This is a genomic window from Natronoarchaeum sp. GCM10025703 (assembly GCF_042661985.1).
Lineage (GTDB): Archaea > Halobacteriota > Halobacteria > Halobacteriales > Natronoarchaeaceae > Natranaeroarchaeum.
Window position 1 is genome coordinate 3,013,005 of sequence record NZ_JBHSZF010000001.1, and the last position, 23,310, is coordinate 3,036,314.

The window sequence follows — 23,310 nt, forward strand, 5'->3', positions numbered from 1 at the left end:
TCTCGACGTAGCTGATCGAAGCGTTAGCTGGCGGTCACTCCGAAGACTGTGCCCAATCGTCGAGTAGCGGCGCTGAGGCGAGCTGTATCGCCGAAAACGCTGCCAGCCCCTGGGAGGTATCCCCGGCAGTCCGACGCTCGGCGTGTGCTTCGGCCATCTCGTCGGCTGCCGCGACCGGGACGTATTCGATCACCGTTCCGTTCGGCCCGATGTCGACCAGCACGTACCCCTGAGGGTAGCTGCAGGTAGCCGGGACCGTCAGTTCACGAACCGTCCCCGTCTCGGCTACCCCGGGAATGTGTAGATGGCCGCTGAGCACCAGCGGCACGTCGTGTTGCTGGAGCGTCTCGACGAGTCGGTCGGGCTCGCGCATCGTCGGCGGCATCCCCATCTCGGGATGGGCGGCCTCAGCGTACGAACGGAGCTGTTCGTACATCTGGGGCGTGTTGTGATGCATGAGGACCACCGCGGAGTCCAGTTCCGCGAGCCTGTCGTCGAGCCACTTTAGCTGCTCGGGAGAGACCGTTCCGTCGTGTGATGTCGATAGCTCGCCATCCGGCGTCGAAGCCGAGTTCAGGCCGAGCAGGTCGATGTCACCAAGTCGGAGATGAAACGGTAGCTCTCCGGTCGTATACTGTGCGACGAACCGATCGATCGGCGGGGTCTCGTGTTCGTCGCCGTGCTGGTAGACGTCAGTCGACGCTTTGGGCGCGTCGTGGTTTCCGGGAACTGAAAAGAAGGGGACGCTCAGGTCGTCGAGACACTCGTCGAACTGGGTGTATTCGTCGGGTGCACCGTCTTTCGTCAGGTCGCCGACCGAGAGCACCGCGTCGATGTCGCGGGTTTCGGCGTCGGCGAAGGCGCGTCGGAGTCGGCCGACACCCTGGTGGTAGAGCTTTGGCGTTCCCGCAGCATCAGGAGAGACGTGCGGGTCGGCGACGACGGCAAACCGGGTTCGCTTCTCGGATGTCGGGCGGTCGAGGCGGGCGAGGGTCAACAGTGCCTCGCTCGCACCGCCAGAGCGGCGTGTCCCGGCGCGTGTCGACCGCTCGAGTTCGGCTTCGATACGAGCGGAGTCGTCAGTGCTGACTCCGGGTGCATCAGTTCGGCAAGTTCAGACAGCGATGTGAGGTCGTAGGTCGGTTCGATTTCAGCGGTTTCGGGGAATCCCCGTTTCGGCACAGAAGGGCGCTATCGATTCCCGCCAACTGTGCCGCGTGGATGTCTGAAAGGCTATCTCCGACGAACAACGCTGTCTCGGCGTCGAGTTCGTCGAGCATCGCTTCGATGTAACAGGGTGCTGGCTTCGCGCGACGGAGCCCCTCAACCGTCGGGTCGAGCCCCGACCAGGCGTCGAACTGGCTATCGAGACCGTTCCGGCTAACGATTGCGTCGACGGTTCGTTGCTGATTATTGCTGACGACACCGACCGCAACCTCGACCGAACGCAACGTCACGACGTCGTCGTACACCCGTTTTCCGCCCTCATCGAGGGTTGCTATCTGCCGGTCGGCGGCGATCCGTTCACGCATTCGCCAGAGGGTCTCGGTATCGACGTCGTAGGTGCGACCGACTCGGTCGACCGTCTGCGGCGTGGCGGCAGACAGCGAGCGAAGGACCTCGTACGCCTCGGGATCCGGGTCATCGACGTCGAACGCCTCGAACGTCGCAGAAACGGCACTGTCGAGAACGGGTCCGGGCGTGGGTTCGACCAGCACGCCGTCCATGTCCAGCAACAACGCGTCATACTCGGTGGGTCCGGTACTGTCCGACATCACGAATCAGCGCTCGCAATCGGCTGTTGGCGCTCCTCGTGGTTCGACCGGGTATCGGCGTGGTCCGAGTGATACACGGCGTCGCCGGCCCGGCCCCCATCGCTCTGTGTTGGGCTCTGTTCGCCCTGACCTCGGCATCCGGCCGGCCCGCCACTGGTCAGGGGCCCACCGGTTCCAGCGAGAAAGGATCGTCGACAAACCGTGCGTATCGGCCGTTCCGATGGGTTCGAGGCCATCATGACGGTAGAGAGGTCACTACCTCATGAAACTTAATAATTTTTATATATCGTATGGGGTAGATGTACGAGTCTCTATCGCGGTCACCAGACTGGAACGTACGGCTATAGTTCGAGATGGGTGGTTCGTTGCCGCTGCGGGGAGGCAAGCCGCTCGTATCTGCACGAGTTCTGATAAAGAAGCTTCGGGGCGACCTCACCCGAGCGAGATGAGCAGGATACCGAAGACGGCGAGTCCCGCCGCAGTCAGCCTGACCCGGACCCGTGATTCACCCAGCAGGAGACTCCCGAGGACCACCGCAACGACGGCCTGCGTGTTTACGACCGGCGAAACGACACTTGCCGGCAGCGTCTCGAACGCCATCGCAACGACGTGTTGTCCGACGACGAGGACCAGACCGGCGACAGCCAGTTTCCGGCGGTCTCCCCACCAGTCGACTGCGTGGCGGTTACCGACGGCCGCCGGCGAGAGCAACAGGGGGACCAGCACGAGCATGGTGAGGACGAACCCTTCGGGCGGAATACCGAGTTCCTGCATACTGACGCGCTTTCCGATGTCGACGACGCCGAACGCGGCCGCGCTCGCGAGCGCAGCAGAGCCGCCTTGCTGTGGACGAGTCGTCGAACCGGCGCAAACAGCGAGCCGCTGCGATAGTTCGCTACGTAGACTGCGAACGTTGCGACGACGACGCCCGCGACCTGCAGGACCGAAAGGTACTGCCCGAGCAACACCACCTCCAGTGGCAGAACAAACACCGGAACAATCTTGCTAATCGGTGCAACGTAGGAGACGTCGCCGAGCGTGAGCGCCCTGTAGAACGTAAATAGCGCAAGCGCGGTGAAGCCGGCCGTTCCGAGCAGGACGATGCCGCCACGTGGCCCGACAACGGGGACGACCGCAGCGACGGGGGTCGTCAGTAATACTATCGGGAGATACCACGTAACGCCGACAGCGTAGGTCGCTCCGACGAACAGCGTCGGCGGGTAGTGGTCGAAGTATCGTTTGACTGCTACGACATAGCTACCCAGTATCACGGCTCCGGCGACGGACAGCGCAAGGCCGTTGCTCACGATATCGGCCTCGGGACTATCGGGCCAGCGGCCAGCGGGTAGCAGCCTGCGTCAGTCGACAGCACAGACTACCGCAACCCCTGTGCAGCATCGAGTAACTGCTCGTGCACTGCACCGTTCGAGACGACCATACTATCACTATCCGCGGTCCACCGGTCGCCGTCGAGGTCAGTAACGACGCCGCCGGCCTGACGAACCAGGTGTGCTCCGGCGAGACTGTCCCAAGGGTTCGGTCGCTGTGGCGTTACCGCGGCGTCGAGACTCCCGTCTGCGATCAGCGCGAACGTCGCCTGCGCGCTACAGAGCCGGAGTGTCGTCCCGAACCGTTCGAAGACCGCTCCCAGCCCCTCGACGTACGTCTCGCGCTCACCGTAGGACGGAGGAATAATCGGGGCGACTGTCGCGGATCGTTCGTCCGACTGCTCGCTGACGGTGATCGGCTCGTCGTCGCGATGCGCGCCCGTTTCCTCCGCGTGATACGTCGTTCCAATCGCGGGGAGTACGCTGCAAGCGGCTACTGGCTCGCCGTCGACAGTCGCCGCGACGCTTGTCGTCCAGTAGTGGAGGCCCCGGACGAAATTGAACGTGCCATCGATCGGATCGATTACCCACGCCCGCCCCGTCGATGGGACCGTTTTGACGGCGTCGTTTTCCTCGCCGACGATGGTCGCCGCGGGATCCCGGTCGGTCAGAACCTCGACGACGTGGCGCTGTGCTTCCCGGTCGGTTTCGGTGACGACATCCGCCGGGCCGACCGGGCCCTCGCCATTACCTTTGATATCGACGTCGAGGTCGGCCTCGAAACCGGCAGCCGCGACCTGTGCGCCGGCCGCTGCCGCGGCGGTCGCCACGGCCCCGATATCGACGCGTTCAGACATCGCCGTTCCCCGTTAGGATCGGGACTGGCTTCAGATCGATCGACTGTCCGAGCAGTGGTTGGTCCATGGCGAAGGAGAGTCCCCCGCGGGTACAAATATCTTACAATGAGCTGATAGTACTCGAACGTACTCGAACGTATCGGGACTGACGGGTCAGTTCTACTACGTTACAGTTCGGGGAGGGTTACACGTCCGACCAGGGCTTCGACGCCGAAGCCACTAAGTCGCCGTAAGGCGGCCGATCCGAGACTCGCTTGTGATCGGATAGCCCCGACAGGAACCGTTTCGTTTCACGACCGAGGCGAACCGCTACGACCATACAACGGTCTCAGATCGCTTTATCACACCCTGTCGAGGCACCTCACGCCGTAACTCCGGAGATAAAAGGGGATGCTTAAGTGGTTCCATCGGGTAGTCGGGTGTACTATGGCAAACGGCAAATACGCCGCGCGGAAGATAAAGAAAGACCGCCAGAGCGCACGGTGGTCCGACTCGGAGTACGCGCGACGCGAGCGCGGCCTCGGCGAGAAGTCCGACCCACTGGAGGGCGCTCCACAGGGTCGAGGTATCGTTCTGGAGAAAGTGGGCATCGAAGCGAAACAGCCCAACTCTGCGATCCGGAAATGCGTCCGTGTCCAGCTGATCAAGAACGGCAAACAGGTCACGGCCTTCTGTCCCGGCGACGGCGCAATCTCCTTTATCGACGAACACGACGAAGTTACCATCGCCGGGATCGGCGGTGCGAAAGGTCGTGCGATGGGTGACCTCTCCGGCGTTAACTACAAGGTCGAGAAAGTCAACGGCGTCTCGATGATCGAACTCGTGCGCGGAAACGCGGAGAAACCGGTTCGATAATCATGGCGGCAGAAGACCAATCCGACGCCGACGAGTCAATCGAGACCGAGGACGAAAGCGCAGTCGCCAAACTGTTCGGCGAGTGGGACGTGACGGGGATCAGCTACTCCGACCCCAGCACCGAACGGTACATCACGGTCACGCCGGTCGCCCACACGATGGGTCGACACGCCGGCAAGCAGTTCCAGAAATCCGAGATCTCGATCGTCGAGCGACTCATCAACCGTCTGATGCAGACCGACGAGAACACGGGCAAGAAGACGCAGGCTCTCAACATCACCCGAGAGGCCTTCGAGATGATCCACGAGCGCACCGAGGAGAACCCGATCCAGGTGCTCGTGCAGGCCGTCGAGAACGCCGCCCCGCGTGAGGAGACCGTCCGCCTGAAGTACGGTGGCATCTCCGTCCCCAAGGCCGTCGACGTCGCGCCCCAGCGCCGCGTCGATCAGGCCCTGAAGGTCATCGCAGAAGGCGTCTACGGCTCCTCGTTCAAGACGACGATCGACGTCGAGGAGGCGCTCGCGAACCAGCTTATCGGCGCCGCAAACAACGACGTCAACACGTACGCAGTCAGTCAGAAAGAAGAGAAGGAACGCGTCGCCGCCGCCGCAAGGTAACTCTACTCTCGCTTCTTCGTTTTTGTTCGTTCGCTACTGGCAAGACTCAGTCGGCGGCCTGGTCGCTCCCGGCCGCGTAGGCCCGCGTGGCGTCGACGAGATGTTTCCGGTAGTCACTTGGGTCCGGGTCGTCCTGCAGGTCCTTGAATCGGCGTTTGAACCCCTCCAGTTCGATTCCGGGCGCGTCCCGGGCCGCCGCGTACGCGAGGTCGTAGAGGCGATGGTCGGCCTCGACGAGGTCGTGGCGCTCCAGCAGCGCAAGCGCGAAGGCGGCGTTGACGACGGTCATCTCCGTATCCGACGCCGCGGTGAGTCGTCGCGCTGGTTCGCGGTGACCGTCGAAGCGCACCTCGGGGGTTGCAGGGGCGGCCCCTGGCTGGTCGGCGAGCGCGGCGGCGAGTTTCGACTCGAAGAAGGCGACGAGTTTGTTCGTCGGGCCGACGGAGAGGGTGATGTCATCGGCGTAGATATCCTTCATGTGGTTGGCGATCTGATAGCAGTGCGTGAGCGTCCGCTGCTCGACGCTCTGTCCTGCGAGCGCGAGAAAGAGCACTTCCTCGGTCGATTGGACGTGAGATGGGTGGCCCTCCTCGTGGCGTAACATGTGGGAGAGTTCGTGGAGAGCGAGTTCGCGAGCCATCGTGCTCGTCGCCGCCTGCTCGGAGATGTTCAGGACGTGGTGGTCGTCGTAGTGGGAGGTCCACGTTCGCTCGTCGGGGTTCGAGCGGACGTACACCTCGACCGGTCGGGCGAGATCGTGTTCGGTCTCGAACAGGTCCTGTGCCCCGAGAAACGGGGCGGCCGAGGCGGCTCCCTGTACGTTCAGTTCCATGTCTACTTCAGCACGGAACGGAGCGGTATGAGGCTGTTGGCGAGGTCGGAGCAGTCCGGAGCAGTAATCCGTTCGAGTACCGGAGAGACCGTGCCTGTCAGGAGCATTTACAATCGGGCGGCCCTACCCACCGAGTATGCAACCTCTATCGGGACAGTCTGTCGCCGTAATCGGAAGCGGGTTCGGCGGCCTCTCCACTGCCTGTTACCTCGCTGATGCCGGTGCGGATGTCACCGTCTTCGAGAAGAACGAGCAACTCGGGGGCCGAGCAAGCCGTATGGACCGCGACGGCTTCCACTTCGATATGGGCCCGTCGTGGTATTTGATGCCCGATGCCTTCGAGCGGTTCTTCGGCTACTTTGATCGGGAGCCAGAGGAGTTCTACGAACTCGAACGGCTCGACCCCCATTACCGGATCTTCTTCAAGGACGACGGCGAGACCTCACTCTCCGGTTCCAAGAGCGTCGAGGACGTCCCCAACCGCCACCAGCGCGAGAGCGGCGAGGTCATCGACCTCGTCCCCGACATCGAACAGAACAAGGCGCTGTTCGAGTCCTACGAACCCGGCGCTGGCGAGGCGCTGGACCGATATCTCGACCAGTCACGCGAGAACTACCGTGTCGGAATGGACGGGTTCGTCTACACCGACCGTAGCCGGTTCCGCGACTGGATCGACATGGATGTCCTGCGCAACGCGCGCGGCCTCTCGCTGATCGGATCGATGCAGGACCACGTCGAGAACTACTTCGACCATCCGAAACTGCAACAGATCGTCCAGTACACGCTCGTCTTCCTCGGCGGGTCGCCGACCAACACGCCTGCGCTGTACAACCTGATGAGCCACGTCGACTTCAACCTCGGCGTCTGGTACCCCGAAAACGGGATCGGCGGCGTCGTCGACGGGATCATCGAACTGGGTGACGACCTCGGCGTCGAGTACCGGACCGGCGAGGCAGCCACGGAGATCAAGGGCCGCGCGGGCGGCTTCCGTGTCGAGACGGAGACGGGCGGCGAAGAGGTCGACTACGTGGTCAGCGACGCCGACATGCCCTACACCGAGCAGGAGCTACTACCGCCCGAGAAGCGCCAGTACAGCGAGGAGTACTGGGAGTCGAAGACCTACGCTCCCTCCGCCTTTCTCATGTATCTCGGCGTCGAGGGCGACGTACCCGAACTCGAACACCACACGCTCGTACTGCCATCGCAGTGGGACGAGCATTTCGAGCAGATCTTCGACGAACCGGCGTGGCCCGACGACCCCGCCTACTACCTCTGTGTCCCCTCGAAGACCGACGATACCGTCGCGCCGGAGGGTCACAGCAACCTCTTTGCGCTCGTGCCCATCGCGCCCGGCCTCGACGACGACGAGGAGACTCGCGAGTGGTACCGGGACCGCATCCTCGACGATATCGCCGAGAACACCGGGACGGAACTCAGAGATCGAATCGTCGTCGAGGAGATATTCTCCGTCTCCGATTTCGCCGGGCGGTACAACAGCTACGACGGGACGGCACTGGGGATGGCCCACACGCTCACCCAGACCGCGGTCTTCCGGCCGAACCACCGTTCCAGCAAGGTCGACGGCCTCTACTTCGCGGGATCGTACACCAACCCCGGTATCGGCGTGCCGATGTGTCTGATCAGCGGCGAACACGCCGCGAACAAACTGATCGAGGATTACGGCGACGCGACTAAGTGATCCGAAACACGTGACTCAGACGACGTGATTCCGACCACGACCACTGGCGGTGCGGCGAACCAGCAGACGCCCGGCGAGCGGTTACGCTACCTGTTCGTGCTGTCGCGGCCGCGGTTCTGGCTCTATCTGGCCGGGCCGGTCGCCGTCGGCGGCGTCTACGGGGCGTCGGAACTGTCCGCACTCGTATCGCCCGTGCTGGTCGCCCTCTTTGCGTACTTTCTCGTGCCCGCGAACGTCTTCCTCTACGGCATCAACGACGTCTACGACGCCGAAATCGACGCCGAAAACCCCAAGAAAGACGATGGCGGCCGCGAGGCGCGCTGGGGCGGCCAGCGTTTCGTCGTCTACGCCGTTTTGCTCTGTGGCGTGCTGCGATTCCGACCGCCCTGCTGTTGCCAGCGGCGGCCTGGCCCTGGATCGGCCTGTTCGTCCTGCTCGGCGCGGAGTACAGCGCTCCCCCGGCGAGATTCAAGACGACGCCGCTGCTCGACTCGCTCTCGAACGGGCTCTACGTCGTCCCCGCGATGGCGGCGTACGCGACGGTTGCAGGGAGCCAGCCGCCCGTAATCGCCGTTATCGGGGCGTGGCTCTGGGCGATGGCGATGCATACGTTCTCGGCGATTCCCGACATCGAACCCGATAGACGCGCCGGTATCCAGACGACGGCAACGCTACTCGGCGAGCGGACGACCTACGGCTACTGTACCGTCGTCTGGGGACTGGCCGCAGTCGCCTTTGGACTGCTGGATCCCCGACTCGGTGCCGTCTTCGCCGTCTATCCGGTGCTCGTCGCCGCTATCGGGCTTTCGTCGGTCCCCGTCGACCGCGCATACTGGTGGTATCCGGTGATCAACACTGCCGTCGGCGCGGTGCTGACGATGGGGAAACTCTGGGAAATCGCACCGCCGATGTAGGGCGCGCCGAAGCGGTTCGTTGATGTGTCATGCAACCGGAGTACGGGGTAATGGAGCGACGCGCTGTCGAAGGGAGACTGGATTCGCTGATCCGGGACAACCGTGTGACGATAGCGATCACCTTCCCCTCGTCGGGACCGTTCTGCTGATCGCTGCGGCCGAAGGCGTGGTGCCGCGGTCGCTGGCGTTCAATCCGTTTCTCCTGCTGGGCGCGGTGATGGTGATGCGACTCCCGCTGATCGGCGGGCTTGCACCGCTGATCAATCGACGGGTCGCTACCGGGCTCTCGGGGCTGGTCGGGTTTAGCTGGGGGATCGAACTTCTCGGGGTGACTACCGGATTCCCCTACGGCGATTTCGAGTACCTGATCGAACTCGGGCCGATGCTACTGACGCCGTCCCAATCGCGCTGCCGGTGTTTTATTTCCCCATCCTGCTCAACAGCTATCTGCTCTGTACGCTGATGCTCGGCGACCGGATGGAGTCGCTACCGATCCGGTTCCTGTCGGTCCTGCTCGTCGTCATCACGATGGATCTCGTGCTCGACCCCGGTGCGGTCGCGCTCGGCTTCTGGGGCTGGGACGCCGGCGGCGCGTACTACGACGTGCCGGTGCAGAACTACGTCGGGTGGCTTATCTCCGGCATCGTCGCGGTCGGCGTGCTCACGCTATCGTTCGACGCCGACGCCCTGGACCGACGTCTCGACCGATGTGAGTACGTACTCGACGATCTGATCAGTTTCGGCATTCTCTGGGGACTGGTCAATCTCTACTTCGGCAACCTCGTTCCGGTCGCGCTGGCCGCAGCACTGCTGGTGGCACTGTTCCGCGCGGACTGGTTCGACTTTGCCGGCCTGACGAGAACGACGCCCCAACAACCGATCGAACAGTAGCTACTGCGCTGGCGTGGTGTCCGGCCGATCCGGGTCGTGTCGCGGCGTGTCGGTTGCCGAAATAGAGCTGACACGCTGGAAGACGGCTTCCGGATCACGGTTCCACTGCCAGTGCCAGCGGGTCCGCGCCGCGAGCCAGAGCTTTCGGGCCATACTCAGGTCCGGTTCGTTCGAGACCGTATCGAAGCCACACTTGCGGATGAGTCGGTGGTGGTCGGCGTACAGAACTGCCGACAGCAGGACGGGGAACTGGCAGTCCTCGGGGAGATACTTGATTCCGGCGACCCCCTCCTGATAGAGCGCCTCGGTCCGGGCCATCTCGGACTGGATCGCACTCCCGATTTCGGGCGTGAACTCCAGGTTTTCGACGTCCTCGACCGACGCGTCGTGCTCTTCGAGCGTCTCTAACGGGAGGTAGATGCGGTCCCGGTCGATCACGTCCTCGCGAACGTCCCGGAGGAAGTTCGTCAACTGGAACGCCTCCCCGAGCGCGACGGCATGCGGGAGCGCGGCCTCTGGCTGATCGAGATCCATTATCTCGGTCATCATCACGCCGACGGCGGCAGCCGACCCGCGCATGTACTCTTCGAGTTCCGCGTAGGTTTCGTAGCGACTCTTGTAGATATCCGTCTTCATCGCGTCGATGAAGTCGTCTATCTCGCTCTCGGAGATGTCGTGTTCGACGGCGATGTCACGGAACGCTTCGAGTACTGGCCCCTCCGGTTCGCTCTCGCCGAGTGCCTGTTCGCGAAACGCTTCTAGCTGTGCGGCCTGCTCTTCTGCCGGTGTATCTCCGGCATCGTCGACCACTTCGTCGGCCACCCGGAAGAACGCGTAGAGGACGTACGTTGGATGTCGCGCGTGCTCGGGCAGAAATCGCGTTGCGACATGGAACGTCCGCCCGGTTCGGCGCTGGATGGCCTTCGTTCGTTCAATCTGTTTGCTATCGACCATATTACGTGGGAGACCTGACGGCTACGACGTTGAGATCATCGAGTCGGGCGAACATGTTAGATTCGTGTAACCCGCTCAGGAGCGATGGCGTATAATTATTTGTGTGGCGCGACGATCAAAAATGGCCCGTTCCCGGGGAATATATCGGCGGGTTTAGGAACGAGGAGCGTGTCCCTGTCACACATGCGTTATCTTCTCGGGACGGACTCGGTACACACGACCGCAAGCGCCTGCGACTACCTCGAAGGGCGGGCCGGAGCGGGCGATACTGTCGTGGCGGTTCACGTTCAGTCGGCCGACGACGACGCGCGGGACGGCCGCGAGGCACTCAACGTCGCAACGGTCCGCCTCGGTGCCATCGCGGACGTCGAGACGGAGCAACGGACCGGCGACCCCGTCGAGGAGTTGCTCGCGAGCGCCGGGGACCACGACGTCGACGAACTGGTCATCGGCCCGCGGAGCGGCGAACCCGGTGCCGACCAGGGCATGGGTTCGGTCGCCTCTGAGTTGCTCGGCCAGTCCTCGCGGCCCGTCGTCGTGGTCCCGCTGGAGGAGTTGTAGCGTCGCGACCCACCGCCGGCGCCAGTGCCGATATCTTCTTTCCGACGCGCCCCAACTCACCCAGTATGCTTCACGTCTGTCCGGCCTGCCGGGTGCAGCGCGCCGATATGACCGTTCGATCGGACGAGTCGCTCGTCGTCTGTCCCGAGTGTGGCCACGAGCGGTCCTTCGTCCAGCCACCCCTCTGTATCGTCACCGGCGCGGCCGGGACGGGCAAGTCGACGATCCGTCGCATGCTTGCTGGGCGGGTCGATGCCGTGTTGCTGGAGGACGACGGTATCGCGCACGAGGACTGCGCGTTCGAGGAGGCCACGTTCAACGAGTACGTGCTCCGACTCTGCCGGACAGTCGCACAGTCGGGCGTTCCACCGGTGCTGTTCACAACGGGGCTTGGCGTCCCCGAGAACGTCGAGGGGTTAACCAACAGACGTTACTTCGGCGACTCTCACTATCTGGCGCTGGTCTGTGAGGATGCCGTGCAGGCCGAGCGCCTCCGAGACCGGGCAGGCTGGGAGGGCGATAGTTACTGGGCCGATGTGGACAAACAGGCCGAGTTCAACCAGTGGTTCCGGAAGAACGCGGACGAGGCGGGTATCGAGTTGGTGGATACGACCGGGGCGACGGTCGAGGAGACGGCCACGGCCGTCGAGCAGTGGCTCGACGCACGACTCGACGAGTTCGAGACGGCCTGAGCGGTCTATCCGACCAGAACGTCGGATTCGTCCCGATACCGGCTACAGCTTTCGGCGATCCACGCCCGGAGTTCGGGGGCGCGGCTTACGAGCAGCGCGCCCGGTTCGCCGGTAGCATCGAACGCACAGAGGACGGCGACGTCGTCCAGCAACAGGAGGCCGATGGGGGCGTCGCCGTCGTGACCGTAGAGCGTAACGTCCTCGCCGGCCAGGCGTGATTCGACGAGCGAGAGGGCAGGCCCGTCGAGGCGCTCGCGGGCCGCACCGGTGACGACGAGCGCGGCCCGCAGGCCGTCGAAACCGTCCGCCCCGTCGAGCAGTGACATCGGAAGGGTTGGCAGGACGCCGGTCGCCGAGTCGGCGTCGGCGACGAGCGAGAGCAGTTGCCGGCCTGGCGTCGGGTCCTGCCCCGTAACCGTCGCCGTCGCATCGAGGTCGTCGATGCTCATGTCGAGGACGCGCTCGACGAACGTCGCGAGGGCCGCCGCTGGTTTCTCGGCATCCGTTTCGGGCGATGCGTCGGTTGGGGAGTCGGCCGCGTCGGATGGCGCAGTCTCGGCAGGATCAGTAGGAGGCATTGATACCGAGTAGCCGTCCCACGCAGTTGAAGTTGTGGCGTCACGCGATTTGGCATGTCGCCGCGCTCACGGGGCAACGATATCGACCAGAAACGCGCTGACGCGATCCGCGACCGTGGTGTGCTGGCCGACGAAGAAGTGGTCCGCGGCGAGTTCGTCAGTCCGGTGATCCAGTTCCAGGGCGCGCTCGACGACCGGTTCCCAGTCGACGGTCGCGTCGCGAGCACCGTAGACGACCTGCACCGGCGCGTCGATGGCGTCGAGTGCCGGTACAGCATCGAGGTCGGGTGCAAGCGAAGCCGTGGGGGCGAGAGCGGAGACTGCCCCAGGGTTGGCTTCGACGGCCGCGAGTAGCGCGATGGTCGCGCCGAAGCTATAGCCGAACAGGCCAACGCGCTCGTAGCGCTCGCGCGCCCAGGCGACCGCGTTGTGGGCGTCTTCTCGCTCGCCGTGGCCCTCGTCCCACGCCCCGTAATCGAAGCGCAGGCAGTCGATTCCGGCACCAGTGAGCGCGTCCGAGACCGCCGTCAGTCTGGCGTCGTGACGCGTCCCCCCATGCTCGGGATGGGGTGGGCAGGCAACGACGACGGCGTCGCTTCCCGTACCGGCCTGATCGAGCGACCCGCGGACGTCGCGCTGGCCGGGAACGAGTACCGATTCTGGCATGCATTTCGGTTACGTCGGTGATGTTTTTAATCACGCGGTACACAGGAAAGGTATGGGAGTGCTCTCGCGCGCAAGTTACGTAATCCGATCGAAAGTAAACGCCCTGCTCAACAGGGCCGAAGATCCCAGCGAGACGCTGGACTACTCGTACGAGCAACTTCGTGACGAACTACAGGACGTCAAGAAGGGAATCGCCGATCTGACGACCCAGAAGAAGCGATTGGAGATGCAAAAACGCAAACTCGAGGACAACGTCGAGAAACACAACGAGCAGGCCCGACAGGCGGTCAAGCAGGACCGCGAGGACCTCGCCCGGCGTGCCCTCGAGAAGAAGAAGACGAAGATGACCCAGATCGAGGAGCTAGAGGGCCAGATCGCCGATCTACAGAATACACAGGACCAACTCGTCGAGCAGAAAGAGACCCTCCAGCAACGCATCGAGGAGTTCCGAACAAAAAAGGAGACGATCAAGGCCCGCCACGAGGCCGCGGAGGCCAGCGCCCGCGTTTCCGAAGCCGTGACGGGCGCGGGCGACCAGTTCGGCGACGTCGGCCGAGCAATCGAGCGAGCCGAGGAGAACACCGAAGAACTCGAAGCGCGCTCGGCCGCCCTGGACGAACTCCAGGACGAGGGCGTCCTCGAGGATCAGCTTTCGGACAAGAACGATCTGGAGCGGGAACTGGAAGACGTCCACACGCAGGGAACCGTCGACTCGGAGCTAGAGACGCTCAAATCCGATATGGGCAAGGAGACCGAGGAGGCCGAAGAGACGACGCAGGAGGAGCCACAGTCGGTGGCGGAGCCTGATCTCGAAACCGAACTCGAAGAGGACGTCGACGTTGAGGCCGAAATCGCCGATTCCGAGATCGACGACGAACTAGAGCAACTCCGCGACGACGAGGAGTAAGCGACCTCCAGACGGGGAGACGCCTCAACCGATCCCGTACCGACCAGTTCCTACATCGGTTCGATAGAAGTCCCGGCCAGTACGGCGGCGCAGTCGGTCGGGGCGTGCACGAGTCGTCTGGTCGAACGGCCACTCCGTTCCGAGTTCGCCCACAAACATTTATAACTATTAATAATAAATTTGCAGCCATGGGTGGACACGATCAGACATTGTCGCCGTTCCTGTGGCGTGCCGAGCACATCTATCCGGACCACGAAATAGTCGCTCGAACCCCGGAGGGCGTGACCCGATACACGTACGACGAGTACGCCGACCGGACGAAACAACTGGCGAACGCACTCGACGAGTTTGGCATCTCGAAGGGTGACCGGGTCGGGACCTTCTGCTGGAACACGGCGAGACACTTCGAGACGTACTTCGGCGTCCCGAACATGGGGGCACAGCTCCACACGATCAACCCCCTGCTTCCGGACGGTCACATCCAGCATATCGTCGAGGATGCCGACGACAGAATCCTCTTCGTGGACCCGTCACTCGCGGAGAAACTCGCCGGGGCGTACGACCCCGAGGCCTTCGAGAGCGTCGAGCAGTTCGTGATCATGGGCGAGGCGGTGCCGGACGTCGACCTCGGCCCGATGGTCGATTACGAGTCGTTCGTTGGGGACCAGCCCGCGGCCTACGAGTGGCCCGACCTCGACGGCGAGCGCCGTGCTGGGATGTGTTATACCTCCGGGACGACCGGTATGCCGAAAGGCGTCGAGTACACCCAGCAGATGATGTGGTCACACACGATGGCGATGTTGACGCCCCAGGCGCTGGGCGTCGACGATTCGGACGTCATCATGCCGGTCGTACCGATGTTCCACGTCAACGCCTGGGGGATGCCCTACGCGGCGGCCGCCGCCGGCGCGAAACAGGTGTTCCCCGGTCCGGCACCCGAGCCCGCGGATCTGGCAGGGCTCATCGAGGAGGAAGGGGTGACGATGGCAGCGGGAGTGCCGACGGTCTGGCTCGATCTGCTGGAGTACGTCGAGGACAACGACGTGGACCTCTCGACGCTCGAGTACATCATCATCGGCGGTGCGGCCCCACCGAAGGCGGTCATCGAGCAGTTCGGCGAACTCGGCGTCGACGTCCTCCACGCCTGGGGGATGACCGAGATGTCGCCGGTCGGGACCGTCGCGACCATCAAGCACGACCTGGCGGACGCGTCGGCCGAGACCAAACTCGAGAAACGGGCGAAACAGGGACTCATCGTCCCCGGCCTGGAGTTCAGAGTCGTCGGCGACGACGGCGAGGAGATCGTGTGGGACGGCGAGGCCTTCGGCGAGTTGTACGTGCGCGGCCCGTGGATCACGACCGAATACTACAACCGACCCAGAGCGAACGAGACGGACTTCGAGGGCGAGTGGCTGCGAACCGGGGATATCGTAACCGTCGACGAGGACGGGTACATCGAGATCGTCGATCGGGCCGACGACGTGATCAAATCCGGCGGGGAGTGGATCTCCTCGCAGGAACTCGAAAACGCGATCATGGCGCACGACGACGTGAGCGAAGCCGCCGTCATCGGCGTGCCACACGAGCGCTGGCAGGAGCGTCCCGTCGCGATGGTCGTCACCGCGTCGGACGTCTCGCGTGATCGTCTCGTCGAAGAGCTACGATCGATGCTCGAAGCGGAGTATCCGAAGTGGTGGCTCCCGGACGGGTTCAAGTTCATCGACGAGATTCCGAAGACTGCGACCGGAAAGTTCTCGAAGAAAGACCTCCGCGAGGGGTTCGAGAGCGAGGAACTCCTCGAAGGAGAGCCGCCCGAGGAGGCCGCCCCCGACCAGGACGACTGACGCCCGCCGAGAACGGGGCCGTTTCCGCTGCAGGTTCCGCCATCTCTCAAAGCGCCACACAGACTTACTACTGCGGGCGTCGTGGTTTGCGCATGGGCCATGGTCAGGTTTTCAACGATACTCATCGGTCTTGGACTCGTCCTCGCAATTGTTCCGCTGCCATTTCCGTTCCCCGGCGCCGGTGTCGTCGCTGGAATCCTGTTGATACTGATCGGACTGGTGATACGACTGTTCGGTGGGTGACTCGAACCGGGACGGCCGAATGCTTCTCGCACTGTCCATTTTTGGATTCAGCAACCGACACTCACCACGATAGATGAGTTCGGAACCAAGCGACACGATGCACGAGCGAGTCAGTGGCAGCGGTGTCGGGTTCTGGATCCTCCTCAGGGTACAGCGGTGGGCGCTGGTCGGTGCGATCCTGGTGATCGTCTACGTCGCACTGGTCGCGCTGAGTACTATCGGATTCAGCCCGCTCCGGACGGTCGTAGCGAGCGCCAACGCGAACCACTGGATCTTCTCGGCGTTCATCGGAGCGATCATCACCGGGACGTCGATCGTCGTCACGATCAACCAACTCGTGCTTTCACAGGAACTGGGCGCAGTCGGCGATCAGCGCGAGCGCATGAGCGAGGCAATGGCGTTTCGTCAGGACGTCGAAGCGGCGATCCAGGACGGCACGAGTCCGGCGGAGCCGTCCGCGTTCCTCTACGTGTTACTCGACAGTATCGAGGAGCGGGCAAACGGACTCAAAGAGCAGATCGAAGACGAGCGCGACGAGACACTCGAAGAAACGATCGACGAGTACGCAGACAACGTCATTCGGAACGCCCAGTCCGTGAAAGCGAACCTCAAGGGGGCAGAGTTCGGTACCTTCGAGGTGATCTGGAGCGCGCTCGATTTTAACTACTCCTGGAAGATCAGCAGAGCACGACAGCTCCGTTCCAAGCACGCCGAATCGCTGTCTGACGAGGCGACCGAGGAAATGGACGAGATGATCGAGGTGCTGAAGTTCTTCGGGCCGGCCCGCGAGCACTTCAAGACGTTGTACTTCCAGTGGGAACTGATCAACCTCTCGCGCGCGCTGCTGTACATCGCGATTCCCGCACTGACCGTGATGGGGACGATGCTCATGTACGTCGATGCGAGCACGCTACCCGGAGCCACGCTCGGTATCGACAATCTCGTCTGGCTCATCAGTGCGGGCTTCGTCGTCGGTATCGCCCCGTTCGTCGTGTTCATCGCCTTCGTCCTCCGGATCACGACCGTCGCAAAGCGAACACTAGCCATCGGGACGTTCATCCTCCGGGAGACCGATCGCGAGTACGAGTTCGACGAGTGACGTCACGAAGAGCGACGCCGACCTGATCGGTCAGTCCGGTTCCGGGGATCCGATGCCGAGGGGCTCCGGCAAACCGCGGGGACTGCTGTGCCCGGAGGATCCGGGCGCTTTTTTCCGGCGGTCCCATACACGCTGACGTGTCAACTACGTACCCGGACGAACTCGATGACCGGCTCGACGGCGACGAACCGTTCGTCCTCGACATCCGCCCTCGCGACGCTTACCAATCGGGCTCGATAGCGGGCAGTTATAACGTGCCGGTGTACAACGACCTCCGGAGCGGCGACGAGTCGTCGTTCCGCGCGGAGTTGGACGAACTACCGGACGACGAGGAGATAGTCGTCGTCTGCAAGATGGGCATCGTCGCCAAGCGGGCGACGGGGCTCCTGAACGACGAGGGGTACTCGGCAAGCACGCTTGCCGGTGGAATGAGCGGCTGGAACGGCTATCAGACGGGCTCTATCGGCTACAAGCTACGGTCGCTGCTCTGGCGACTGCGCCGATAGCGGGTCGGCACGCTTTTTTCCTCGACAGCCGAGCTATCGGTATGCGACTGCTCGCCGTCCACGTCGAATCGCTCTCCTCTGTGCCGGTCCACTCGCGGGCGGACACCGAGCCCGACGAGCATCCCGAGCGCCTGACCGTCGAGCAGTGCGTCGGCGCGTTCGTCGGCGTCGAGGCGAGCGATAGCGCGCGACTCGAGTCAGTCGTCGCGGCGGCGGCAGAGGAGCTACGCGCGGCGAGCGAGCAACTCAACACCGACCGGATCGCACTCGTCCCGACACCGCATCTGGTCGACGATCCGGCCGATCCCGCCATCGTCGAGGACGTCTTCGACGGTATCGCGGCAGCGGTCGCTGGACTCGACGTCCAGCGCGTGCCTGCGGGCTGGCATCTCGAACTCGACGTCCGGACGAAGGGGCATCCGTACTCGGTTCGCTCCCGACGGCTCACCGGCGAGGAGCGGGCGGCAGCGACGGCGTGCGAGAGCGAGTGGTTCGTCGTCGACGGGGGGCGGACGGTGGAGACGTGCTGCATCCGATGGCCGATGACACCGACATCCCACCACGACTCGAACCGATCGTCGCGGACGGGAGACGGGGGCACGGCGCGGCAGTCGGGTCGAGCGCGTCCTGGTCGAGCAGGAAGTGGCAGCCGAGGACGGCATCGCCGCGAACGGCGAACTCCGGTGGAACCAGCGCGGTGTGACGATGCGTGCGTGCGTCCGGGCGCTGCTCGACGACCAGTTCGAGGGGGTGGGAGCGACGCCGATCCGGACGCCGGAGAGCTACGATCCGGCAGTGAAAGCGGTTCGCGAGCATCTCGCGGCGGAGGGCTGGAGGACGGGCGGGGAGACGGTGCGCCGACGAGCGCTCTGTCCCGGCCATCTCTGGGCGTTCGCGGACACCTCGCTCGATGCCGACGCACTACCGGCGACCCTCTGGGAGGTCGGGACGTGTACGCGAGACGGGCCGTCGGGACCGCGAACCGCGACGCTCCCGGAGGCCCACACTGCGGTCGGTGATATCGACGCCGCGCTCTCGACCGTGGAGGACCGACTCTCGCTCGTCGACGCGCTCGATTCGACGCTCGGACTCGACCGGGTGCCGGTCGTGCGCGTCACCGGCGCGTTCTACGACCAGCACGGCACCTGGGTCGACGCCGTCGTCGAGGGGCAGACGCGCCGGTCGCCGTCGAGCGCGGTGCCGTCGGCTCTCCGTTCACCGTCGAGTTCGTGACGGACGCGGGAGACGGCATCGTCGACGCTGGCTGGGTGCGACTCGACGTTGACGGCCCGGCGCGGTTCGGCGTCGAGAGCCGCGGGGAGACGCCCGTCGTCGTCCACACCGCGCCGGTCGGGACGGTCGAGGCACTGTTGGCGGCACTTCTCGGCGGGGACGCGCCGGTTCCGACCTGGCTTGTGCCGACGCAGGTCAGACTCGTACCGGTCGCCGACCGGCATCTCGACCGCTGTCGGTCAGTCGCGGCGACGCTGGCAGAGCGCGGCGTTCGCGTCGATGTCGACGACAGGAAGCGGACGGTCGGCGAGCGCATCGACGCGGCTGGCGACGACTTCGTCGCCCAGTATGCCATCGTGGGCGACCGGGGCGACGAGCGCGACGAACTACGGCTGACCGACGCGCGGGACGGGACGACGCGAGAGACGACCGCCGAGGACGTCGCCGACCGGATCCGCTCGTCGACACCGCTTTCGCGGGCAGTTCCGCGCCGCGGCCCGTTACTACTGAGCGAACGACTGGCCATCGGCCGGATAGACGACTAGCGTACGGCGGGACGCGAGCGGCGGCCTACCAGCGGTGGTGGACGTGGTCGTGGACGTACTCCTCGTAGACGTCCCGGACGGCACCGTGCTGGGTGTTCGTGAGCGGGTCAGCCTCCGAGACGGCGGCGTTCTGCTGGACGTGGTCGGCCGAGGTCGACCCTGGAATCACTGCGGAGACGGCGTCGTGGTCGATGATCCAGCGGAGCGTGAACTGTGCCATCGTCAGGTCCTCGGAGACGTACGGGCGGAGCGCATCGACGGCCTCGAGGCCCGTCTCGTAGGGAACGCCGGCGAACGTCTCGCCGACGTCGAAGGCGTCGCCCTCGCGGTTGTAGTTTCGGTGGTCGTCCTCCGGGAACTCGGTGTCGCGGTCGAGTTTGCCGGTCAGCAGTCCCGAGGCGAGCGGGACGCGGACGATGACGCCGATGTCGCGGCGTTTCGCCTCGCGGAAGAACAGTTCCGCCGGGCGCTGGCGGAAGGGGTTGAAGATGATCTGGATCGTCTCGACGCCGGGATACTCGATAGCTTTGAGCGCTTCCTCGACGCGCTCGACGCTGACGCCGTAGTGATCGATCTTGCCCGCGTCTTCGAGGGCGGCCAGTGCGTCCCAGGGTTCGGGCCGATAGTACGCGTCAGTCGGCGGGCAGTGCAGTTGCAGGAGGTCGAGCGTCTCCCTGCCGAGGTTCTCACGGCTCCGGTCGACAAAGTCTTCCAGATGCTCGTGGTCGTAGTCCTCGGCGACGTGCGGGTCGAGTCGCCGCCCGGCCTTGGTTGCGACGGTCACCTCGTCGTGAGCGTCTCGCTCGTCGAGCACCTCGCGGATCAGGCGCTCGCTCCGGCCGTCGCCGTAGACGTCGGCGGTGTCGATGAAGTCGACCCCGGAGTCGAGCGCCGTTCGGATAGCCTCGCGGCCTTCTTCTGCCGGAACCTCGCCCCAATCAGAGCCGATGTTCCAGGTGCCGAGACCGATCTCAGAGACGTGAAAGCCAGTGCTGCCGAGTCGTCGATTGTTCATACTCACGAGTATCGTCGCCACCCACCTAACGGTTCGTCCGGCGGCAGACTGGACGGTCGGGATCGGATTCGCCGACACCGGGGCAAGATTCACGTACAATTGTGGAGAATATCGACAGGAGATGTACGACGACATCCTCGTGCCGACCGACGGAAGCGACGGGACCGAGCAGACCCTCGATCACGCCATCGAGATCGCACAGAACCACGACGCCACCGTGCACGCGATCTCTGTGATGGACCAGCGGGTCTATCTGGCGGCCGAGGACGACGAACGACCGGAGATCAAGGAACGACTGGAGGGCGACGCGAAGGAGGCAATCGAGGAACTCACCGAGCGACTCGCGGATACAGGTCTGGAACTCGAAACCGCTATCGTCGATGGCACGCCGTACAAGGAGATCCTGAACTACGCCGACGGCCACGACATCGACCTGGTCACGATCGGAACCCACGGCCGGACGGGCCGTGATCGGCTAGAGAACCTCGGGAGCGTCACCGAGCGAGTCGTGAGAGAAGCCGACCGGACGGTGCTGGTCGTGAGCATCGGCGAGTAATCGCGGAGAAAACGTTTCCTGACCGGAGTCCAAAACGGTGCCATGACCGAGACGACGCTGTACGGGCGACTCGGCGGCGAGGAAGCGATCGGTGCGGTCGTCGAGGAGTTCTACGACCGCGTGCTCGCGGACGACCAGTTGGCACCGTACTTCGAGGAGGTCGACATGGAACGCCAGCGCGCACACCAGACTGCGTTCATCTCCGCCGTAGCTGGCGGTCCTGACAGGTACGAGGGTGAAAACATGCGTCGGGCCCACGAGCATCTCGCAATCGACGAGGGGGAGTTCGCGGCGGTGGCGGGCCATCTCGACGATGCACTGGGCGAGTTCGACATCGCCGACGAGGACCGAAAAGCGGTGATGGCGGCCGTCGCCGAAACGAAAGGCGACATTCTGGGAAAATAACCTACGGATCGTCCGAGCGAAGCGCCGACTGGAGACCCGTCTCGGCGATGTTCGCGCCGTACTCGGCGATCCGCTCGATACTGTCGAGGACACTCGCGAGCAGTTGTGGCTCCGGAACTTCCTCGTCGTAGAGCGAGCGGTCCAGCGTTCGTACGTCCTCGACGACCGTATCGCGGTCGACCAGTACCTCCTGTAAATCCGATATCGAACCGCCATCCAGCGTGGCGTCTAGCGAGGCCCGCAGCAGGTCGCGCGACTGATCGCCGAGCGCCACGAGTTCCTCGTGGAATCGCTCGGGCGGGGCGTCGTGTTGGCGCGTCGCCACGACCGCGGTTTTCTCGGCGTGATCGCCAACCCGCTCCAGTTGTCTGGCGATCCGATAGTGAGCAAACGCTGTCTGTCGGTCCACGTCGAGTTGGGCGATCTCGCGGAACTCCGCGAGGCCGCGGTGGAACTGACGACTCACCAGGGCGAACAGGCGGTCGACATCGTCGTCCTGGTCGACGACGCGGCGTGCCAGTTCTGCGTCGTCTTCGACGATTGCCAGGATCGCATCCTCGTGCATCGAGAGCGCGGTCAGTTGCATCTGTACGACGGTCTGGCGGAGCGATACCTCCGTACTGTCGAGCAGGCTGTGGACGAGCAGGGACTCCTCGGTGACCGACTGGATCTCGACGCCGACGAGGCCGTTGACGGCCGATCGGGCCGCGCGGCGCTGCTCGGGCGTGAGCGAGGTGGACGACTGGAGCGTGATCTCGTCGTAGCCCGTGACGTAGGCGGTTTCGAGGGTCTTCTTCAGCGCCTCGGGGTCGACGTCGCGGATGTCGATAGTAATCGCATCAGCCCCGGTCTGTGCCGTCCGTTTGAGCGCCACGAGACGGTCGTCGCTCGGATACAGGACGAGCGGCGTGCCCGTCTCGACGTTGTTCGTGGTCGCCCACTCTTTGGGCAGCGAAATCGTGTAGGTCGAACCACCGGTAAGTTGCACCTTCCGCTCGACCGGTTCGGCGTTCCCGTTCGCGTTCGCCGTCATCGGCCGGCACCCGGTGTAGTTGGGGACATGATCAGTAGATCAACTCGTCGTCGTTCTCGACCATGTACAGCGTCCGGGCGGCGATGTTAACCGCGTGGTCGCCGACGCGTTCGAGGTCCCGGATCGTCAGCAGATGCGTCGAGACGTCGTCGAGCATCGACTCGACCGGGCCATCGACCGGGCGTTCGCTCTCGAGCAGGTCCCGGACGATCCGGCTGCTCGCCTGCTCGCAGTAGTCGTCGACCGCGTCGTCTCGCTCCGCGACGTCGTAGGCCGCATCGGTATCGTCGCGAGCGTACGCGTCCATCGCCGTCTCGACCATCTCGGTTGTGGCCTCGCCGATCTCTCGCAGTTCGGACCGTGTGGTCTGATCGTGCGCGACCGTACCGGCGTATTCGGCCAGGTTCGTCGCCAGATCGGCGATCCGCTCCAGATCGGTGATAATCTTGAACGAGGCGGCGATAAACCGGAGATCGGTCGCGACTGGCTGCTGGAGCGCCAGCAGGTCGACGCACTCACCCTCCAGATCGAGATAGAGCCGATTGATCTCGTCGTCACCGGCGACGACACGCTCGGCGAGTGTCTCATCCCCTGTATCCAGCGCTTCGAGCGCAGTATCGAGGCGCCCGACGACGAGGTCACTCATGTCGAGGACGTCCTCGCGAAGCGATTCGAGCTGTCGTTGGTAGTCGTTTCGTGGCATGG

25 protein-coding genes and 4 pseudogenes are annotated in these 23,310 nt (G+C 64.1%); 17 read left to right on the forward strand and 12 right to left on the reverse strand.

Annotated elements, in window-relative coordinates; all coding sequences use genetic code 11:
- Positions 1 to 34: 34 nt before the first annotated feature.
- The 5 genes and pseudogenes from ACFQH2_RS16935 to ACFQH2_RS16955 form a co-directional block, all read right to left on the reverse strand.
- Entirely contained in the window at positions 35 to 997 is a 963-nt protein-coding gene (locus ACFQH2_RS16935; RefSeq protein ID WP_377076306.1) for a metallophosphoesterase family protein, read from the reverse strand.
- 103 nt (positions 998 to 1,100) lie between these two features.
- Positions 1,101 to 1,775, reverse strand: coding sequence for an HAD family hydrolase (locus ACFQH2_RS16940; RefSeq protein ID WP_377076949.1), 675 nt, complete (start codon positions 1,773 to 1,775; stop codon positions 1,101 to 1,103).
- 432 nt (positions 1,776 to 2,207) lie between these two features.
- Complete coding sequence (locus ACFQH2_RS16945; RefSeq protein WP_377076308.1) at positions 2,208 to 2,549, reverse strand: EamA family transporter; 342 nt, start codon at positions 2,547 to 2,549, stop codon at positions 2,208 to 2,210.
- 176 nt (positions 2,550 to 2,725) lie between these two features.
- A pseudogene (locus ACFQH2_RS16950) lies at positions 2,726 to 3,082 on the reverse strand (EamA family transporter); the annotation flags it as partial.
- A gap of 68 nt (positions 3,083 to 3,150) precedes the next feature.
- On the reverse strand, positions 3,151 to 3,960 hold the full coding sequence (locus ACFQH2_RS16955; protein WP_377055664.1) for an inositol monophosphatase family protein: 810 nt from the start codon (positions 3,958 to 3,960) through the stop codon (positions 3,151 to 3,153).
- Positions 3,961 to 4,386: 426 nt separating this feature from the next.
- Between ACFQH2_RS16955 and ACFQH2_RS16960 the strand changes: the two genes are divergently transcribed.
- Both ACFQH2_RS16960 and ACFQH2_RS16965 read left to right on the forward strand, forming a co-directional pair.
- Complete coding sequence (locus ACFQH2_RS16960) at positions 4,387 to 4,815, forward strand: 30S ribosomal protein S12 (RefSeq protein WP_238478078.1); 429 nt, start codon at positions 4,387 to 4,389, stop codon at positions 4,813 to 4,815.
- A gap of 2 nt (positions 4,816 to 4,817) precedes the next feature.
- A complete protein-coding gene (locus tag ACFQH2_RS16965) occupies positions 4,818 to 5,432 on the forward strand; it encodes a 30S ribosomal protein S7 (RefSeq protein WP_377055667.1) in 615 nt (204 codons plus the stop codon).
- Between the two features lie 46 nt (positions 5,433 to 5,478).
- Here ACFQH2_RS16965 and ACFQH2_RS16970 read toward each other — a convergent pair whose 3' ends face one another.
- Positions 5,479 to 6,264: a DUF5781 family protein gene (locus ACFQH2_RS16970; protein ID WP_377055669.1), complete on the reverse strand. Its 786-nt coding sequence runs from the start codon at positions 6,262 to 6,264 to the stop codon at positions 5,479 to 5,481.
- Positions 6,265 to 6,400: 136 nt separating this feature from the next.
- Between ACFQH2_RS16970 and ACFQH2_RS16975 the strand changes: the two genes are divergently transcribed.
- The 3 genes and pseudogenes from ACFQH2_RS16975 (at position 6,401) to ACFQH2_RS16985 (ending at position 9,768) form a co-directional block, all read left to right on the forward strand.
- On the forward strand, positions 6,401 to 7,963 hold the full coding sequence (locus ACFQH2_RS16975; RefSeq protein WP_377055671.1) for a phytoene desaturase family protein: 1,563 nt from the start codon (positions 6,401 to 6,403) through the stop codon (positions 7,961 to 7,963).
- A gap of 24 nt (positions 7,964 to 7,987) precedes the next feature.
- A pseudogene (locus ACFQH2_RS16980) lies at positions 7,988 to 8,877 on the forward strand (prenyltransferase).
- 223 nt (positions 8,878 to 9,100) lie between these two features.
- Positions 9,101 to 9,768 (forward strand): annotated as a pseudogene (locus tag ACFQH2_RS16985) (carotenoid biosynthesis protein).
- On the opposite strand, the gene ACFQH2_RS16990 reads toward ACFQH2_RS16985, so the two are convergent.
- Positions 9,769 to 10,722, reverse strand: coding sequence for a phytoene/squalene synthase family protein (locus ACFQH2_RS16990; protein WP_377055677.1), 954 nt, complete (start codon positions 10,720 to 10,722; stop codon positions 9,769 to 9,771).
- Positions 10,723 to 10,905: 183 nt separating this feature from the next.
- Here ACFQH2_RS16990 and ACFQH2_RS16995 point away from each other — a divergent pair, with 183 nt between their 5' ends.
- A complete protein-coding gene (locus ACFQH2_RS16995; protein WP_377055679.1) occupies positions 10,906 to 11,283 on the forward strand; it encodes a universal stress protein in 378 nt (125 codons plus the stop codon).
- Positions 11,284 to 11,390: 107 nt separating this feature from the next.
- Entirely contained in the window at positions 11,391 to 11,975 is a 585-nt protein-coding gene (locus tag ACFQH2_RS17000) for a hypothetical protein (RefSeq protein WP_377055681.1), read from the forward strand.
- A 5-nt stretch (positions 11,976 to 11,980) separates the two neighbouring features.
- Here the strand turns inward: ACFQH2_RS17000 and ACFQH2_RS17005 are convergent, their stop codons facing one another.
- Together ACFQH2_RS17005 and ACFQH2_RS17010 are read right to left on the reverse strand one after the other, a co-directional pair.
- Positions 11,981 to 12,553, reverse strand: coding sequence for a hypothetical protein (locus ACFQH2_RS17005; RefSeq protein ID WP_377055683.1), 573 nt, complete (start codon positions 12,551 to 12,553; stop codon positions 11,981 to 11,983).
- Positions 12,554 to 12,619: 66 nt separating this feature from the next.
- On the reverse strand, positions 12,620 to 13,219 hold the full coding sequence (locus ACFQH2_RS17010) for an alpha/beta hydrolase (RefSeq protein ID WP_377055685.1): 600 nt from the start codon (positions 13,217 to 13,219) through the stop codon (positions 12,620 to 12,622).
- Between the two features lie 52 nt (positions 13,220 to 13,271).
- Between ACFQH2_RS17010 and ACFQH2_RS17015 the strand changes: the two genes are divergently transcribed.
- From ACFQH2_RS17015 to ACFQH2_RS17050, 8 genes and pseudogenes are all read left to right on the forward strand, one after another.
- Complete coding sequence (locus tag ACFQH2_RS17015) at positions 13,272 to 14,126, forward strand: PspA/IM30 family protein (protein ID WP_377055687.1); 855 nt, start codon at positions 13,272 to 13,274, stop codon at positions 14,124 to 14,126.
- Between the two features lie 188 nt (positions 14,127 to 14,314).
- Positions 14,315 to 15,970: a long-chain fatty acid--CoA ligase gene (locus tag ACFQH2_RS17020; protein ID WP_377055689.1), complete on the forward strand. Its 1,656-nt coding sequence runs from the start codon at positions 14,315 to 14,317 to the stop codon at positions 15,968 to 15,970.
- A gap of 316 nt (positions 15,971 to 16,286) precedes the next feature.
- Positions 16,287 to 17,312, forward strand: coding sequence for a hypothetical protein (locus ACFQH2_RS17025; RefSeq protein WP_377055691.1), 1,026 nt, complete (start codon positions 16,287 to 16,289; stop codon positions 17,310 to 17,312).
- A gap of 137 nt (positions 17,313 to 17,449) precedes the next feature.
- Positions 17,450 to 17,818: a rhodanese-like domain-containing protein gene (locus ACFQH2_RS17030; protein WP_377055693.1), complete on the forward strand. Its 369-nt coding sequence runs from the start codon at positions 17,450 to 17,452 to the stop codon at positions 17,816 to 17,818.
- Positions 17,819 to 17,859: 41 nt separating this feature from the next.
- Positions 17,860 to 18,201 (forward strand): annotated as a pseudogene (locus ACFQH2_RS17035) (threonyl-tRNA synthetase editing domain-containing protein); the annotation flags it as partial.
- A gap of 152 nt (positions 18,202 to 18,353) precedes the next feature.
- Entirely contained in the window at positions 18,354 to 18,521 is a 168-nt protein-coding gene (locus tag ACFQH2_RS17040; RefSeq protein ID WP_377077034.1) for a hypothetical protein, read from the forward strand.
- Entirely contained in the window at positions 18,461 to 19,051 is a 591-nt protein-coding gene (locus ACFQH2_RS17045) for a hypothetical protein (RefSeq protein WP_377077035.1), read from the forward strand. The genes ACFQH2_RS17040 and ACFQH2_RS17045 overlap by 61 nt, the downstream gene beginning before the upstream one ends.
- Positions 19,048 to 19,596: a His/Gly/Thr/Pro-type tRNA ligase C-terminal domain-containing protein gene (locus ACFQH2_RS17050; protein ID WP_377076310.1), complete on the forward strand. Its 549-nt coding sequence runs from the start codon at positions 19,048 to 19,050 to the stop codon at positions 19,594 to 19,596. Before ACFQH2_RS17045 ends, ACFQH2_RS17050 begins: the two co-directional genes overlap by 4 nt.
- A 25-nt stretch (positions 19,597 to 19,621) precedes the next feature.
- On the opposite strand, the gene ACFQH2_RS17055 is transcribed toward ACFQH2_RS17050, so the two are convergent.
- Positions 19,622 to 20,611: an aldo/keto reductase gene (locus tag ACFQH2_RS17055; RefSeq protein WP_377055697.1), complete on the reverse strand. Its 990-nt coding sequence runs from the start codon at positions 20,609 to 20,611 to the stop codon at positions 19,622 to 19,624.
- Between the two features lie 121 nt (positions 20,612 to 20,732).
- Between ACFQH2_RS17055 and ACFQH2_RS17060 the strand changes: the two genes are divergently transcribed.
- Together ACFQH2_RS17060 and ACFQH2_RS17065 are read left to right on the forward strand one after the other, a co-directional pair.
- A complete protein-coding gene (locus ACFQH2_RS17060; protein WP_377055699.1) occupies positions 20,733 to 21,167 on the forward strand; it encodes a universal stress protein in 435 nt (144 codons plus the stop codon).
- 42 nt (positions 21,168 to 21,209) lie between these two features.
- A complete protein-coding gene (locus ACFQH2_RS17065; RefSeq protein WP_377055701.1) occupies positions 21,210 to 21,572 on the forward strand; it encodes a group I truncated hemoglobin in 363 nt (120 codons plus the stop codon).
- Position 21,573: 1 nt separating this feature from the next.
- Here ACFQH2_RS17065 and ACFQH2_RS17070 read toward each other — a convergent pair whose 3' ends face one another.
- Positions 21,574 to 22,605: a PhoU domain-containing protein gene (locus tag ACFQH2_RS17070; RefSeq protein WP_377055703.1), complete on the reverse strand. Its 1,032-nt coding sequence runs from the start codon at positions 22,603 to 22,605 to the stop codon at positions 21,574 to 21,576.
- Between the two features lie 31 nt (positions 22,606 to 22,636).
- Positions 22,637 to 23,308 (reverse strand): phosphate signaling complex protein PhoU, encoded by a 672-nt coding sequence (gene phoU / locus ACFQH2_RS17075; protein ID WP_377055705.1) that lies wholly within the window; start codon positions 23,306 to 23,308, stop codon positions 22,637 to 22,639.
- Between the last annotated feature and the right edge of the window lie 2 nt (positions 23,309 to 23,310).

Coding starts and splice junctions, on each gene's coding strand:
- ACFQH2_RS17055 (WP_377055697.1), bottom strand. CDS start 20,611: ATGAACAATCGACGACTCGGCAGCACTGGCTTTCACGTCTCTGAGATC.
- ACFQH2_RS16960 (WP_238478078.1), top strand. CDS start 4,387: ATGGCAAACGGCAAATACGCCGCGCGGAAGATAAAGAAAGACCGCCAG.
- ACFQH2_RS17020 (WP_377055689.1), top strand. CDS start 14,315: ATGGGTGGACACGATCAGACATTGTCGCCGTTCCTGTGGCGTGCCGAG.
- ACFQH2_RS17060 (WP_377055699.1), top strand. CDS start 20,733: ATGTACGACGACATCCTCGTGCCGACCGACGGAAGCGACGGGACCGAG.
- phoU (WP_377055705.1), bottom strand. CDS start 23,308: ATGCCACGAAACGACTACCAACGACAGCTCGAATCGCTTCGCGAGGAC.
- ACFQH2_RS17015 (WP_377055687.1), top strand. CDS start 13,272: ATGGGAGTGCTCTCGCGCGCAAGTTACGTAATCCGATCGAAAGTAAAC.
- ACFQH2_RS16955 (WP_377055664.1), bottom strand. CDS start 3,960: ATGTCTGAACGCGTCGATATCGGGGCCGTGGCGACCGCCGCGGCAGCG.
- ACFQH2_RS16970 (WP_377055669.1), bottom strand. CDS start 6,264: ATGGAACTGAACGTACAGGGAGCCGCCTCGGCCGCCCCGTTTCTCGGG.
- ACFQH2_RS17005 (WP_377055683.1), bottom strand. CDS start 12,553: ATGCCTCCTACTGATCCTGCCGAGACTGCGCCATCCGACGCGGCCGAC.
- ACFQH2_RS16940 (WP_377076949.1), bottom strand. CDS start 1,775: ATGTCGGACAGTACCGGACCCACCGAGTATGACGCGTTGTTGCTGGAC.
- ACFQH2_RS16990 (WP_377055677.1), bottom strand. CDS start 10,722: ATGGTCGATAGCAAACAGATTGAACGAACGAAGGCCATCCAGCGCCGA.
- ACFQH2_RS16965 (WP_377055667.1), top strand. CDS start 4,818: ATGGCGGCAGAAGACCAATCCGACGCCGACGAGTCAATCGAGACCGAG.
- ACFQH2_RS17000 (WP_377055681.1), top strand. CDS start 11,391: ATGACCGTTCGATCGGACGAGTCGCTCGTCGTCTGTCCCGAGTGTGGC.
- ACFQH2_RS17025 (WP_377055691.1), top strand. CDS start 16,287: ATGAGTTCGGAACCAAGCGACACGATGCACGAGCGAGTCAGTGGCAGC.
- ACFQH2_RS16995 (WP_377055679.1), top strand. CDS start 10,906: ATGCGTTATCTTCTCGGGACGGACTCGGTACACACGACCGCAAGCGCC.
- ACFQH2_RS16975 (WP_377055671.1), top strand. CDS start 6,401: ATGCAACCTCTATCGGGACAGTCTGTCGCCGTAATCGGAAGCGGGTTC.
- ACFQH2_RS17010 (WP_377055685.1), bottom strand. CDS start 13,219: ATGCCAGAATCGGTACTCGTTCCCGGCCAGCGCGACGTCCGCGGGTCG.
- ACFQH2_RS17040 (WP_377077034.1), top strand. CDS start 18,354: ATGGCCGATGACACCGACATCCCACCACGACTCGAACCGATCGTCGCG.
- ACFQH2_RS16945 (WP_377076308.1), bottom strand. CDS start 2,549: ATGCAGGAACTCGGTATTCCGCCCGAAGGGTTCGTCCTCACCATGCTC.
- ACFQH2_RS17065 (WP_377055701.1), top strand. CDS start 21,210: ATGACCGAGACGACGCTGTACGGGCGACTCGGCGGCGAGGAAGCGATC.
- ACFQH2_RS17070 (WP_377055703.1), bottom strand. CDS start 22,605: ATGACGGCGAACGCGAACGGGAACGCCGAACCGGTCGAGCGGAAGGTG.